Source organism: Stenotrophomonas riyadhensis (genome assembly GCF_040256885.1).
GTDB lineage: Bacteria > Pseudomonadota > Gammaproteobacteria > Xanthomonadales > Xanthomonadaceae > Stenotrophomonas > Stenotrophomonas riyadhensis.
The window spans coordinates 2,635,702-2,648,086 of sequence record NZ_CP155568.1; the positions used below are offsets into that span (position 1 = coordinate 2,635,702).

Genomic DNA, 12,385 nt, shown 5'->3' on the forward strand with positions numbered 1-12,385 from the left:
CACTACCACGCCTCCGTCTTGACCTCTTGATCTCTTGACCTCAACCAATGTTGAGGTGCGATAACGATCTCCCCACGGCCAGCCCTTCTGGCCTTCCCCACGGAGATTGCTTCGATGTCGTACTCGCTTCCCCCGCTCCCCTATGCCTATGACGCCCTTGAGCCGCACTTCGATGCGCGCACGATGGAGATCCATCACAGCAAGCACCACCAGACCTACGTCAACAACCTCAATGCCGCCATCGAGCAGGCCGGTATCGCCGAGCAGCCGGTCGAGGCGCTGATCGCCAACCTCGATGCCGTGCCCGAGGCGCAGCGTGGCGCGGTCCGCAACAACGGTGGCGGCCACGCCAACCACAGCCTGTTCTGGACCGTACTCAGCACCAACGGCGGCGCACCCGATGATGAGCTGGCCGCCGCCATCGACCGCGATCTGGGTGGCTTCGATGCCTTCAAGGAGGCCTTCACCAAGGCTGCGCAGACCCGCTTCGGCAGTGGCTGGGCCTGGCTGACCAGCGATCGCGATGGCCGCCTGCAGGTGGAAAGCAGTGCCAACCAGGACAGCCCGTTGATGGGCACGGCGGTTGGCCTGTCGGGCAATACCCCGATCCTCGCACTGGACGTCTGGGAACACGCCTACTACCTCCACTACCAGAACCGCCGCCCGGACTACATCGGTGCGTTCTTCAACATCATCAACTGGGCCGAGGTCGGCCGGCGCTACCGCCAGGCCCGGGCCTCATGAGCGGCGAGACACTGCCGTACGCCGGGCCGTGGGCGGGGGTCTTCCCCGCCCCGGCCCCGGTGCCGTCGGTCGAGATGCCGCCGCGTGCCCTGCGGCGGCTGCTCGGCCACTTTCCTACCGGCGTGGCCATCGTCTGCGCGCGCGATGCGCAGGGCAACCCCATCGGCCTGACCATCAATTCGTTCGTGCCGGTGTCATTGCAGCCGCCACTGGTGCTGTGGAACCTGGCGTTGCACGCGCAGAGCCTGTCCACCTTCCAGCGCGCCACCCGCTTCGCGATCAGCGTGCTGGCGGCCGACCAGGAAGCACTGGCCCGGCGCTTTGCCGATCCGCAGGTACGCAACCGCTTCGACGGCCTGGCATTGCTGGATGACGACGAGGACGCCCCGCCACGCATCGCCGGTGCGGTAGCGCATCTCACCTGTACCCGCCACGCACAGTGGCCGGTGGGCGATCACCTGTTGCTGGCCGGCCGCATCATCGAGGTGCACGAGAACGGCGGCGCACCGCTGCTGTTCCATCGCGGCCGCTTCCAGCCGGGACCGGCCGAGCTGCTGGTGGAGGTGCGCTGATGAACATCGAGGCTCTGGAATGCATGCTGGCCAGCGGCAAGGACGGCGCACTGCTGCGCTTCGGCCTGGGCAAGGGCTGGCTGGATGCCGGCAACCCGGTGCGCGCGGCCACCCATCTGGGCCGTTGCGTGGTCCTTGATCCGCAGTATTCGGCGGCGTGGAAGCTGCTGGGCAAAGCCTGGCTGGCCAGTGGCCAACCGCAGGCGGCGCGCGAAGCGTGGCAGCGCGGGCTGAGCGTGGCCGGCAGCAAGGGCGACCAGCAGGCACGCAAGGAAATGCAGGTGTTCCTGCGTCGCCTGGACCGCGAACAGGCGGCCCTGGCGAAGGCGGGCTGAGTCGATCAGCCCGCGTTGGCCGATGCCGGTGCGGACATGATGTCCGACATCGGCAGGCGGCGCGGCTTGCTCGGGAACGCGTGGCGCAGGATGCGCCAGACTACCTGGCCGAACTGGCGCGGCAGCGAGCCGTTGTTGTAGTGCTGGCCGTAGCGGCGGCAGATGTCCTTCACTTCCTTGGCGATGGCCGCATAGCGGTTGGCCGGCAGGTCCGGATAGAAGTGGTGCTCGATCTGGTGGCTGAGGTTGCCCGACAGCACATTGATCAGGAAGCCACCACTGATGTTCGACGAACCGCGCAGCTGGCGCAGGTACCAGTGACCGCGCGACTCATTGCGCAGGCACTCCTTCGGGAAGGTTTCCGATTCAGCGGTGAAGTGGCCACAGAAGATGATCACATAGGTCCAGATGTTGCGCAGGCCGTTGGCGACCAGGTTGCCCAGCATCACGGTGAGGAAGAACGGACCGGCCAGCAGCGGGAAGAACACGTAGTCCTTCAGCACCTGGCGCAGCATCTTGCGCGCCACCGGACGCGTCTGCAGCCACATCGCACGGCTGCTCATGCGGCCCTTCAGCCAGCGGCCCAGGCGCAGGTCCTGCGCGGCCACGCCCCACTGGAACAGCAGCGCGAAGATCGGCGCGATGATCGGCTGCAGCAGGTAGAACGGCTTCCAGCGCTGTTCCGGGAAGATGCGCAGCAGGCCGTAGCCGATGTCATCGTCCATGCCACGCACGTTGGTGTAGGTGTGGTGGCGGAAATTGTGGGTCTTGCGCCAGTTGTCGGCGGTGGCAACGATGTCCCACTCGTAGGTGTTGCCGTTGAGCTTGGGGTCGCCGGTCCAGTCGAACTGGCCGTGCATGACGTTGTGGCCCAGCTCCATGTTCTCCAGGATCTTCGACAGCGCCAGCAGCAGCGTGCCGGTGATCGCGGCCGGCCACAGCAGCGGCATCCAGAACAGTGGCGAGAACGCCGCAAGGAACAGCAGGCCACGGCCACCCACGCCGAACCAGCGCACGGCGGCGGCCACGCGGCGGATGTAGCGGGTATCGGAGGCGCCGAGGCTGCCGATCACGCGGTCGCGGATCGCGTCGAGTTCCTCACCGAAGGCATGCATCTCGGCAGTACTCAGGGCACGGTCGGTAGCGCGGGTCATGGCAGGCGTCCTCAGAGATCCAGGGTCAGGTCGGTGGTCGGTGCGCTCACGCAGATCCGTACCGGCTGCGCCGCTTCGGACTGCAGGTCGCCGGTGCGCAGGTGGCGGGTCGCACCACTTACACGGTCACAGGAGCAGGTGTTGCAGATACCCATGCGGCAGCCCTGTTTGGGCTTGATGCCATGGGCTTCGAGGCTTTCCAGCAGCGAGCGGCCACGCGGCACGCTCAGCTGGCGGCCACTGCGGGCCAGCGTCAGCGAGACTTCGCCTTCAGTGTCGGCATCGCGCAGCGGCGCTGGCGGGGTGAAGGCTTCGGCCTGGAAGCCGGCCACCTGGTGCGCCAGGCGCTCGCGCGCGGCGGCAACGAAGCCATCCGGGCCGCAGGCCAGCACATGGCGCTGCGCCAACGGCGTGTCATCGCCGGCCACCTGCAGATCGTGGGTATCGATACGCGCGGCCGGTGCTTCGCCTTCGCGGGTGGTCAGCAGGTGCACGCGCAGGTTCGGGTTCGCTGCGGCCAGCGCCTGCAGTTCATCACGGAACTGCAGGTGGGCGGCGGTGCGTTCCCAGTAGAACAGGTCCACCGGCGCCGCCAGCGGGCGCTGGCAGGCCTCGCGCAGGAGGCTGCGCATCGGCGTGATGCCACTGCCGGCCGCCAGCAGCAGCACCGGCGCCGCGGCCGGCATATGGAATTCGCCGAAGGCGGCATCGAGGCGGAACAGCTCGCCCGGCTGCGCATGGTTGACCAGATGCTGGCTGACCCGGCCGCCGTCGATCGCCTTGACGGTGATCGCCAGCTCGCGCCGACCCAGTGCGGTGGGGCTGTAGCTGCGCTGCCACAGGCGTCCTTCAATCTCGACGCCGAGGGTGACGTGCTGGCCGGCACGCATACCCGCCCAGTGCCGGTTGGTGCGCAGGACCAGGGTCGCCGCGCCCTCGCCGGCCGGCTCGCGCCGGACCAGGCGGGCCACCGGCTCGCGCAGGGTCCACAGGGGATTGAGCTGGCCCGCCCAGAAATCGAACAGCGACGGCGAGACCCAGCGGTACGGAGAGAACAGGGACGGACGGACGACAGCGCTCATGGGCGCACTATACGGGCGCACATACACCTGTGTATACATGTGTATATTGAACCGGATTGGGTATGATTCAGCCTCGCCCCACCGGAACCCCCATGGCCGCCGCCACCGCCTTGTCGACGCCCGAAGATGCCAACAGCCCGGCCCGCCGTACGGTGAGCCGCGAGGATCTGCTGGCTGCTGCCCTGAAACTGATCGGGCCGCACCGCAGCCTGTCCACGCTCAGCCTGCGCGAAGTGGCACGTGAGGCCGGCATCGCGCCGAACAGCTTCTACCGGCAGTTCCGCGACATGGACGAACTGGCCGTGGCGCTGATCGATGCGGCCGGCCGCTCGCTGCGCACCATCATCGGCGAGGCCCGGCAGCGCGCCACCTCCACCGCCACCAGCGTGGTGCGGGTCTCGGTGGAGACCTTCATGGAGCAGCTGCGCGCCGACGACAAGCTGCTGCACGTGCTGCTGCGCGAGGGCGCGGTCGGCTCGGACGACTTCAAGCATGCGGTCGAACGCGAGCTGCACTATTTCGAGGAAGAGCTGCAGCACGATCTGGTGCGCCTGGCCGCACTGGATGGCGCCGTACTGCATGCCCCGGAACTGGTGGCCAAGGCCATCACCCGGCTGGTGTTCGCGATGGGCGCCACCGCCATGGACCTGCCGCCGGAGAAGGATCCGGAGCTGGTCGAGCAGATCTCCACGATGATCCGCATGATCATCGTCGGCGCCCGTACCCCCGCCGCGTTCCGCCGCGGCTGATTCCTGCCCGATTGCCGGATCAATGGCGTCCGGCCCTGGCGGCAGACGCTGCGCTCCCCAGCGGGCCTTCACCTCGATTGTCGCGGCGCAGCGACGGACGGCCACGCGCCTGCATGAACTGGATCACCCGTCACATATCTACATATGTGAATAGGGTTTCGCGTGGTTCCGACACGATCTTCATGACGTCCTCACCTGCCGTGCACTATTCCAGCACGGCGACCCATTCAGCTGAATACGTCAGTGAACGGCGTTTGAACCCAATCGGTGTCGCTGCAGTCGTTTCAGATTAATTGCATGGCCCAGGCAAGACCCGATCCGCACAGTGCCGCCTCCGGCCCTGCGGATGCAGGTCCCACCCAACGTTCCAAGGAGACACACCCATGCGCATGATGCAGTTGAGACAGAACTCGGTTCATCCCGCCCCTTCACATTGTTCCCGCCTTGCTTTGGCAGTGTCCGCCGCACTGCTTTTGACCACATCAGCCTTCGCCGGCGCTGCGACCGTCAATCCTGGCCAGACCCTGACGGTCACAAGCGGAAGCCCTCTCGAAGGACAGTCGTTCAATGTCAACGGCGGAACACTGGTTGTGCAGGGCGCCACTACGAACCGAATAGACGCGGTGTATTCCTCGGGCCGACCTGCCCAGCTGATTCTGACGAACGCGGTGCTCAATGCAACCTCCACCCTTCCTTACACCCGGTTGCTGAACAGCTCAGCGGTGATCCGCGACTCTGTCATCAATGATCGCTTCCTACTTTCGACAGCAACGGGCGCGAATGATCGCCCCCGCTCTCACTTGCTTGCTGTCAACAGTCGGTTCGGCACAGCAGGCTTGCTCGGCTTGGGAGCCAACGCAGGTGCAACACTGGACTCGGAAGGAAGCCGCTTTATCGGAACCTATGCAGTCATTGTCGGCGGAGCAGTAGTGAACCTGCGATCCGGCTCGCTGGCCTCTGGGGAGACCAACGGACTCCGCATCTCATACGGGACAGGTACTTCTGGCCAAGCTGACAATCAAAGCACGTGGGGCATTCTGGTGGATGCATCCCGGGTGGAGGGGGCGACAGGCGCAGCAATCTCCATCGGGCGCGGCAACATTGACGAGACCGTCCGCATCACCGCTCAGAACGGCGCCACGCTTACCGGCGGCAACGGCGTAATGATCGAAGCGCGTGACAACGCCCTGCTCGACTTCACCGCGCGCACCTCCACGCTCAGTGGCGACATCACCATTGCCGATACCGCCACCGCAAAGATCAGCCTGCTCGACGGCCTCGACCTGACCGGCCGCATCCTCGGCCCGGCCGATGTCATCGTCGACCAGGGCGGACGCTGGACGCTGTCCGGCGACAGCAACACCGGCAACCTCACCCTGGGTGCGGGCAGCGACATCTTCCTCGGTGCTGCGGGTACGGCGGCGTATCCGCAGCTGACCGTCAACGGCAACTACACCGGCAATGGCGGCACCCTGCACTTCAACACGGTGCTGGCCGGCGACGACGCAGCGAGTTCGCGCATGCACGTGACCGGTGATACCAGCGGCACCACCCAGGTCACCGTCAACAACATTGCCGGCGCTGGCGCACAGACCGTCAACGGCATTCCGCTGGTGCAGGTGGACGGTGCCAGCAATGGCCACCTCGCACTGCAGGGCCGCGCCATCGGTGGCATGTACGAGTATTTCCTGCGCAAGGGCACACCCGGTGCGACCAACGGCAACTGGTACCTGACCTCGGCCTACACCGGCAATCCGTGCGACATCAATCCGGCGCTGCCGGAGTGCAAGCCAGTGGACCCGACCGACCCGGTTGATCCGGTGGACCCGGAAGTGCCGGTCGACCCGGCCCCCGTGCTGCGTCCGGAGCCGGGCGCGTACCTGGCCAACCAGGCCGCGGCCGTGCAGATGTTCCAGTTGCGCCGCCACGACCGCGGCGAGCCCGGCTTCGACCGCGCCCGCATCGGCACCTGGGTGCGCGCCGGGCGTGACCAGCTGCAGGCGAACGTGGCTGGCCAGGTCGATGCCCGTACCCACATCAACACCCTGCAGCTGGGCAGCGATGTCTGGCGCTGGGGCGATGGCCGTGGCCAGATCGGCGTGATGCTCGGCACCGGCGAGGCGACCACGCAGGCGGTGTCGACGCTGAGCGGTTATGGCACCCGCGGCAAGGTCAAGGGCAAGTCGGCCGGTGTCTACCTGGGTTGGGTGCAGGATGCACAGAGCAGTGCCGGCCTGTATGTGGACGGCTGGCTGCAGGCGGCACGCTTCGACAACGAGGTGCAGGGCGAAGGCATCGCCCGCGAGACCTACGATTCCAGGACCCGGAGCGCATCGCTGGAAGCCGGTTATACCTGGGCCATCAGCAGCAGTGAGGCCAGCACGCTGTACCTGCAGCCGCAGGCGCAGCTGACCTGGACCGACTACGACGGCGACAGCCTGGTCGAAAACAATGGCACCACGGTCGAGGATGGTCGCGGCGGCGGCCTCAACAGCCGCCTCGGCGTACGCCTGTTTGGCCAGGGCACACTGCAGGGCAACCGCGTGCAGCCGTTCCTGGCGGCGAACTGGCTGCGGGGCCAGCGCGACGCGTCGATGCGCTTCAACAGCGAGTCGCTGAACGCGAAGACGCCGGAGAACCGCTACGAGGTACAGGCCGGTGCCCAGCTGCAGCTGGGCCAGCGCTGGAGCGCATGGGGTGACCTGCGTGTGCAGCGTGGCGACAGCGGCTATCGCAACCACGGCGCCCAGGTCGGCCTGCGCGCCGCCTGGTAAGCCCCCTCGCCGCCCTGGGACCAGCCCGGGGCGGCGTCTCTCGATTCTCCATCGCACCCTGCCGGGCATGACATCCGGCAGGGTTTTGCTGACGCAATGTAATGTTATAACACTGTCGTCCGCGATGATCTGACCTGAGCCCTCGTCCTCATGATTGCCAGGACTCATCTATATAGCATTTGCTATATCTATGACCCTCTGCTTTCATATGCGTCAGCCAGGTCGCCCTCGCCGCCTTTCCTCTCCCAAGGACGACGCCCTCATGCCCGTTTCCAGACCCCTATCCCGCCGGCTGCCTCTGGCTGCCGCCATCGCCCTGACCCTGCCGTTGCCCGCGCTGGCAGCCACACCGAAGCCGACCGAGCTGGACCGTGTGCAGGTCAAGGTCAGCACTGCTACCCGCAGCGAACGCCTGCTGTCGGACGTGCCGATCCGCACCGAGGTGCTGCGCAAGGAAGACATCGCGCTGCGTGCGGCCACCGACTTCTCGCGCGCCGCAGAGCTGATCAATGGCCTGCGCGTGGAAAGCAACTGCCAGAACTGCAACACCAGCGAAGTACAGCTGCTGGGCCTGCCCGGCGCCTACAACCAGCTGTTGTTCGATGGCATCCCGCTGCTGTCCACGTTGGGCAGTGTGTACGGCCTGGAACAGATCCCGGCAGGCTTCGTCGACCGCATCGAAGTGGTCAAGGGCGGCGGTTCGGCACTGTACGGCCCGGGCGCGGTGGCCGGAGTGATCAACCTGATCCCGCCGCTGCCGGCGCGCAGCGGTGGTCATGTACAGGCCGGCGTGGATGTACTGAAAGGCACGCCGCAGAAGAACGCCGACCTGCGCCTGGACCTGGTGGCCAAGGACGCCGATGCCGGGCTGTCGGTGATCGCCCAGCGCAACTGGAACAGTGGCATCGACTACAACGGCGACGGCTACACCGAGATCACCCGCAAAAATCTCAAGGTCGGCGGACTGCAGGCCTGGTACGCCCCCACGCCGGGCACACGACTGCGCCTGGACCTGCAGGTGACCGATGAAACCCGCCGCGGCGGCAACCGCCTGGACCAGCCGGAATACCTGGCCAACATCGCCGAATCGCTGGATACGAAGTACCGGCGCGGCAGCGTGTCGTGGGACCAGGAGATCAATGCCGACGTCGATTTCCGCCTGGCCTATGCCTTCGCCGACATCGACCGTGACAGCTTCTATGGCGGCCTGGGCGACGTGGTCACCGATCCGTCGGCGCCGGGCTATGACCCGTCGCAGCTGGACCCCAACGTGGCCGGCAGCGCGGCCTCGCGTTCGTGGCGCCAGTACGGCCGCACCCACAATCCGCTGCACTACATCGACAGCCAGTTGAACTGGCGGCTGGGCGCGCACGCGCTGGCCTTCGGCGTGCAGTACAAGCACGAGGCGCTGCGCGACGACAACCGCAGCGGTGACGGCCAGCGGCTGGCGGTGCTGGAAGACGCCACCTTCCACAACCTCGGCGCCTTCATCCAGGACGAGTGGAGCCTGCGCGACAACGTCGACCTGGTGCTGGGTGCGCGCGTGGACAAGAGCTCGGAGCTGGACAGCGCGGTGTTCTCGCCGCACATCGCGCTGGCCTGGCAGGCCACGCCCAACCTGAAGTGGCGGGCAGGCGTTGCCACCGGCTTCCGTGCACCGGAAATCTTCGTCGAGGACGTACATGTCGATACGCTGGGTGGCGAACAGGTGCGCGTGCGCAACACCGACGGCCTGAAGGAAGAGCGCGCGTTGACCACCCTGTTCGGCTTCGACTGGCGATCGGACCCGGCCAATCCGGTGTGGAGCTGGGATGCCACAGCCTCGTATGCGCGCATCCGCGACACCTTCGCACTGGGCGAGATCCAGCGCGGCGATGACGGCCAGCTCAGCCAGCTGCGCTACAACGCGTCCGGTTCCAATGTGCTGGGCGCGGAAACCAACCTCGGCTGGCAGCCGTCGCCGCAGTGGCGCCTGACCGCGGGTGCCTCGTGGTACCGCTCGCGCTTCCGCGAACCGCAGCGCATCTTCGACGACACCGGCGACGGCGGCGACACCGTGATCGAAAGCCGCGACTATCTGAAGACCCCACGCTGGACCGGCCTGGCCCAGCTCAGCTGGATGCCCGCCGAGCCGTGGGAGACCTTCGTCGCGCTGCGCCACACCGGCCCGATGTCGGTGCTGAACAACCGGTTGGGCGAACTGCACCGCACGCGTTCATTCCTGGTGACCGACCTGGGTGCGCGCTGGCATCGTCACCTGGGCGCGCAGGCGCAGCAGGAAGTGTCGGTGGCCGCAGGCGTCAAGAACGTGTTCGATCAGCGCCAGAAGGATCTGGAAGTCGGCGCGCTGCGCGACAGCGACTATGTCTATGGGCCGCGTTTCGCGCGCTCGTGGTACGTCAACCTGCGCTATGCGTTCTGATCCACTACGAGCGTTGTTGCTGGCCTGTGCCGTGCTGCTGGCCGCACCGGCGATGGCTGCGGACCTGCATGCGCAGGTCTCGGCCTCGCTGATGCGGCCGGAACAGCGCTCGCTGCGGCCGATGCAGTGGCCATCGCCACCCAAGCTGGTGGCGTTGTACTTCGGCGCCGACTGGTGCGCGCCCTGCCATGCGTTCGTACCCACCCTGCGCAGCGTGCGTGACGCGTTGCGCGAGGCCGGCGCCGATACCGAAGTGGTGTACGTCAGCCTGGATGAGAGCGAGGCCGCGCTGCGCCGCTACATGCACGCGCAGGACATGCCGTGGCCGGTGCTGGACCCGCGCCGCGCCGCGCGCATGCCGGCGCTGCAGGCGTTGGCGGGGCTGGCACCGCCGAATCTGGTGCTGATCGATGCCGACGGCGCCGTGCTGGCCAATGGCTGGCAAGGCCGGCGTTATGAAGGCCTGCAGCCGGTGTTGAAGGAATGGGCGAAGCAGGCGTGTGCGCAGCAGCAGGCCCGTTGTCCCAACGCCGGCATCCAATCGCGGTAGCGCCGGGCCATGCCCGGCGAAATGCGTGACGCAACATTACGGCCGCCGGGCATGGCCCGGCGCTACCGTTACGGCGCCTCGCCCTCGGCCTTGCGCACGAACGCTTCGAACAGCGCCAGCGTCTGCTCGCTTACATGGTGCTCGATACCCTCGGCATCGCGCCGCGCGGTATCCGGGTCCACGCCCAGCGCCAGCAGGAAACGCTCCACGGTCTGATGACGCTGGCGACTGGCATGCGCCAGCGCCTCGCCTTCCGGGGTCAGGAACACGCCGCGGTACGGCCGCTGTACCACCCAGCCATCCCGGGCCAGCCGCCGCAGCATCTTCGCCACAGTGGGCTGGGCCACGCCCAGGCGGGTGGCGATGTCGACCTGGCGGGCCTCGCCGCCGTCGGCCAGCAGGTCCGAGATCAGCTCGACATAGTCCTCCACCAGCTCCATCCGGTGCGCCTCGCGCACTTGCCGGAAGCTCTCGACCTGGCGCTCGGCCTCGATCAAGGGGGTGCTTTTCAGCGATGTCGAATCGTCGGTCTTGCCCACGCCTGCGCCTGTCCTTCCGGTTGTTCCGGTGTTGAACCTGAATTCTGGACCAGTAACGCGATAAAGACGATTGTTTCACATTGCTAATGACTATAGCAGGAGCTATATTCGGAGCCATGAACACCCTGGCACCCCGCGACCCTTCGGCCTCCACTCCGGCCAGCCTGGGTGCGCTCAACGCCTCGGTGGCGGTGCCCGACAAGGGCCATTGGTGGTTCCGCCTGCTGGCCTTCCTCGGCCCGGGCTACATGATCTCGGTCGGCTACATGGACCCGGGCAACTGGGCCACCGACCTCGCCGGCGGTTCGCGCTTCGGCTACCTGCTGCTGTCGGTCATCCTCATTTCCAACCTGATGGCGGTGATCCTGCAGGCGCTGTCGGCGCGGCTCGGCATCGCCACCGGAATGGACCTGGCCCAGGCCTGCCGCGCGCGTTACCCCAGGCCGGTGAACCTGGCGCTGTGGGCGCTGTGCGAGGCGGCGATCATCGCCTGCGACCTGGCCGAAGTGATCGGCACCGCGATCGCGCTGAAGCTGCTGTTCGACCTGCCGCTGCTGTGGGGCGCGGTGATCACCGCGCTGGACACACTGCTGGTGCTGTTGCTGATGAACCGCGGTTTCCGTGCGCTGGAAGCCTTCGTGATCGCGCTGCTGATGGTGATCTTCGCCTGCTTCGTGGTGCAGATCGCGATGGCCGCACCACCGGTGATGGCGGTGCTGGGCGGCTTCATTCCGCGCGCGCAGGTGGTGACCGATCCGCATGCGCTGTACATCGCCATCGGCATCATTGGCGCCACGGTGATGCCGCACAACCTGTACCTGCATTCGTCGATCGTGCAGACCCGTGCCTACCCGCGCACCGATGAGGGCCGTCGCAGCGCGCTGCGCTGGGCGGTGACTGACAGCACCATTGCGCTGACCCTGGCACTGTTCATCAACGCCAGCATCCTGATCCTGGCGGCGGCGGTGTTCCATGCCAATGGCCGTTTCGACGTGGAAGACATCGAGCAGGCCCACCAGCTGCTGGCGCCGATGCTGGGCGTGGGCGCGGCGGCGACGCTGTTTGCGATTGCGCTGCTGGCCTCCGGCCTGAACTCGACGGTGACGGCCACGTTGGCCGGCCAGATCGTGATGGAAGGCTTCCTGCACCTGCGCCTGCCGCCGTGGCTGCGGCGGCTGATCACGCGGGCGCTGGCGATCATTCCGGTGGTGGTGGTGATCATGCTGTTCGGCGACCAGGGCGCGGTAAAGCTGCTGGTGCTGAGCCAGGTGGTGCTGTCGATGCAGCTGCCGTTCGCGATCATCCCGCTGGTGCGGATCGTGACCGACAAGGTGACGATGGGCGCGCTGGTGGCCCCGCGCTGGCTGGGCAGCATCGCCTGGGTGATCGCGCTGGTGATCGTGGTGTTGAACGTGAAGCTGCTGGTGGATACCTTCAGCGGCGCATAGCGCGAAATGCCTGGGA

General features: G+C 66.8%; 11 protein-coding genes. 8 read left to right on the plus strand and 3 right to left on the minus strand.

What is annotated here, in order from left to right:
• The first annotated feature begins 114 nt into the window (after positions 1–114).
• From SriyCCGPB3_RS12375 to SriyCCGPB3_RS12385, 3 genes are read left to right on the plus strand one after another with little or no spacing between them, the layout of a single operon-like run.
• Positions 115–744 carry a superoxide dismutase gene (locus SriyCCGPB3_RS12375; protein WP_153855536.1) on the plus strand — a complete coding sequence of 210 codons (630 nt, stop codon included), beginning with the start codon at positions 115–117 and terminating at the stop codon, positions 742–744.
• Positions 741–1,316 carry a flavin reductase family protein gene (locus tag SriyCCGPB3_RS12380; RefSeq protein WP_110712570.1) on the plus strand — a complete coding sequence of 192 codons (576 nt, stop codon included), beginning with the start codon at positions 741–743 and terminating at the stop codon, positions 1,314–1,316. Before SriyCCGPB3_RS12375 ends, SriyCCGPB3_RS12380 begins: the two co-directional genes overlap by 4 nt.
• On the plus strand, positions 1,316–1,651 hold the full coding sequence (locus SriyCCGPB3_RS12385) for a tetratricopeptide repeat protein (protein ID WP_008267331.1): 336 nt from the start codon (positions 1,316–1,318) through the stop codon (positions 1,649–1,651). The genes SriyCCGPB3_RS12380 and SriyCCGPB3_RS12385 overlap by 1 nt, the downstream gene beginning before the upstream one ends.
• Positions 1,652–1,656: 5 nt before the next feature.
• Here SriyCCGPB3_RS12385 and SriyCCGPB3_RS12390 read toward each other — a convergent pair whose 3' ends face one another.
• Both SriyCCGPB3_RS12390 and SriyCCGPB3_RS12395 read right to left on the minus strand, forming a co-directional pair.
• Positions 1,657–2,805: a fatty acid desaturase family protein gene (locus SriyCCGPB3_RS12390; protein ID WP_071229068.1), complete on the minus strand. Its 1,149-nt coding sequence runs from the start codon at positions 2,803–2,805 to the stop codon at positions 1,657–1,659.
• An 11-nt stretch (positions 2,806–2,816) separates the two neighbouring features.
• On the minus strand, positions 2,817–3,887 hold the full coding sequence (locus tag SriyCCGPB3_RS12395; protein WP_350259329.1) for a ferredoxin reductase: 1,071 nt from the start codon (positions 3,885–3,887) through the stop codon (positions 2,817–2,819).
• Positions 3,888–3,979: 92 nt separating this feature from the next.
• Here SriyCCGPB3_RS12395 and fabR point away from each other — a divergent pair, with 92 nt between their 5' ends.
• From fabR to SriyCCGPB3_RS12415, 4 genes are all read left to right on the plus strand, one after another.
• On the plus strand, positions 3,980–4,636 hold the full coding sequence (gene fabR, locus SriyCCGPB3_RS12400; protein WP_005409961.1) for an HTH-type transcriptional repressor FabR: 657 nt from the start codon (positions 3,980–3,982) through the stop codon (positions 4,634–4,636).
• Between the two features lie 1,163 nt (positions 4,637–5,799).
• On the plus strand, positions 5,800–7,410 hold the full coding sequence (locus SriyCCGPB3_RS12405; RefSeq protein ID WP_350259330.1) for an autotransporter outer membrane beta-barrel domain-containing protein: 1,611 nt from the start codon (positions 5,800–5,802) through the stop codon (positions 7,408–7,410).
• 262 nt (positions 7,411–7,672) lie between these two features.
• On the plus strand, positions 7,673–9,832 hold the full coding sequence (locus SriyCCGPB3_RS12410) for a TonB-dependent receptor plug domain-containing protein (RefSeq protein ID WP_350259331.1): 2,160 nt from the start codon (positions 7,673–7,675) through the stop codon (positions 9,830–9,832).
• Positions 9,822–10,382, plus strand: a complete 561-nt coding sequence (locus tag SriyCCGPB3_RS12415; RefSeq protein WP_350259332.1) for a thioredoxin-like domain-containing protein — start codon at positions 9,822–9,824, stop codon at positions 10,380–10,382. Before SriyCCGPB3_RS12410 ends, SriyCCGPB3_RS12415 begins: the two co-directional genes overlap by 11 nt.
• 68 nt (positions 10,383–10,450) lie before the next feature.
• Here SriyCCGPB3_RS12415 and mntR read toward each other — a convergent pair whose 3' ends face one another.
• Positions 10,451–10,921: a manganese-binding transcriptional regulator MntR gene (gene mntR, locus SriyCCGPB3_RS12420; protein ID WP_006372477.1), complete on the minus strand. Its 471-nt coding sequence runs from the start codon at positions 10,919–10,921 to the stop codon at positions 10,451–10,453.
• Positions 10,922–11,037: 116 nt separating this feature from the next.
• Between mntR and SriyCCGPB3_RS12425 the strand changes: the two genes are divergently transcribed.
• The gene (locus tag SriyCCGPB3_RS12425; protein WP_350259333.1) at positions 11,038–12,369 is read left to right on the plus strand and encodes an Nramp family divalent metal transporter; all 1,332 of its coding nucleotides are present in this window, start codon (positions 11,038–11,040) and stop codon (positions 12,367–12,369) included.
• Positions 12,370–12,385: the final 16 nt, after the last annotated feature.

What these genes read in the sequence shown, in the direction of transcription:
- SriyCCGPB3_RS12375 (WP_153855536.1), top strand. Translation starts at nt 115, where the DNA reads ATGTCGTACTCGCTTCCCCCGCTCCCCTATGCCTATGACGCCCTTGAG.
- SriyCCGPB3_RS12380 (WP_110712570.1), top strand. Translation starts at nt 741, where the DNA reads ATGAGCGGCGAGACACTGCCGTACGCCGGGCCGTGGGCGGGGGTCTTC.
- SriyCCGPB3_RS12385 (WP_008267331.1), top strand. Translation starts at nt 1,316, where the DNA reads ATGAACATCGAGGCTCTGGAATGCATGCTGGCCAGCGGCAAGGACGGC.
- SriyCCGPB3_RS12390 (WP_071229068.1), bottom strand. Translation starts at nt 2,805, where the DNA reads ATGACCCGCGCTACCGACCGTGCCCTGAGTACTGCCGAGATGCATGCC.
- SriyCCGPB3_RS12395 (WP_350259329.1), bottom strand. Translation starts at nt 3,887, where the DNA reads ATGAGCGCTGTCGTCCGTCCGTCCCTGTTCTCTCCGTACCGCTGGGTC.
- fabR (WP_005409961.1), top strand. Translation starts at nt 3,980, where the DNA reads ATGGCCGCCGCCACCGCCTTGTCGACGCCCGAAGATGCCAACAGCCCG.
- SriyCCGPB3_RS12405 (WP_350259330.1), top strand. Translation starts at nt 5,800, where the DNA reads ATGATCGAAGCGCGTGACAACGCCCTGCTCGACTTCACCGCGCGCACC.
- SriyCCGPB3_RS12410 (WP_350259331.1), top strand. Translation starts at nt 7,673, where the DNA reads ATGCCCGTTTCCAGACCCCTATCCCGCCGGCTGCCTCTGGCTGCCGCC.
- SriyCCGPB3_RS12415 (WP_350259332.1), top strand. Translation starts at nt 9,822, where the DNA reads ATGCGTTCTGATCCACTACGAGCGTTGTTGCTGGCCTGTGCCGTGCTG.
- SriyCCGPB3_RS12425 (WP_350259333.1), top strand. Translation starts at nt 11,038, where the DNA reads ATGAACACCCTGGCACCCCGCGACCCTTCGGCCTCCACTCCGGCCAGC.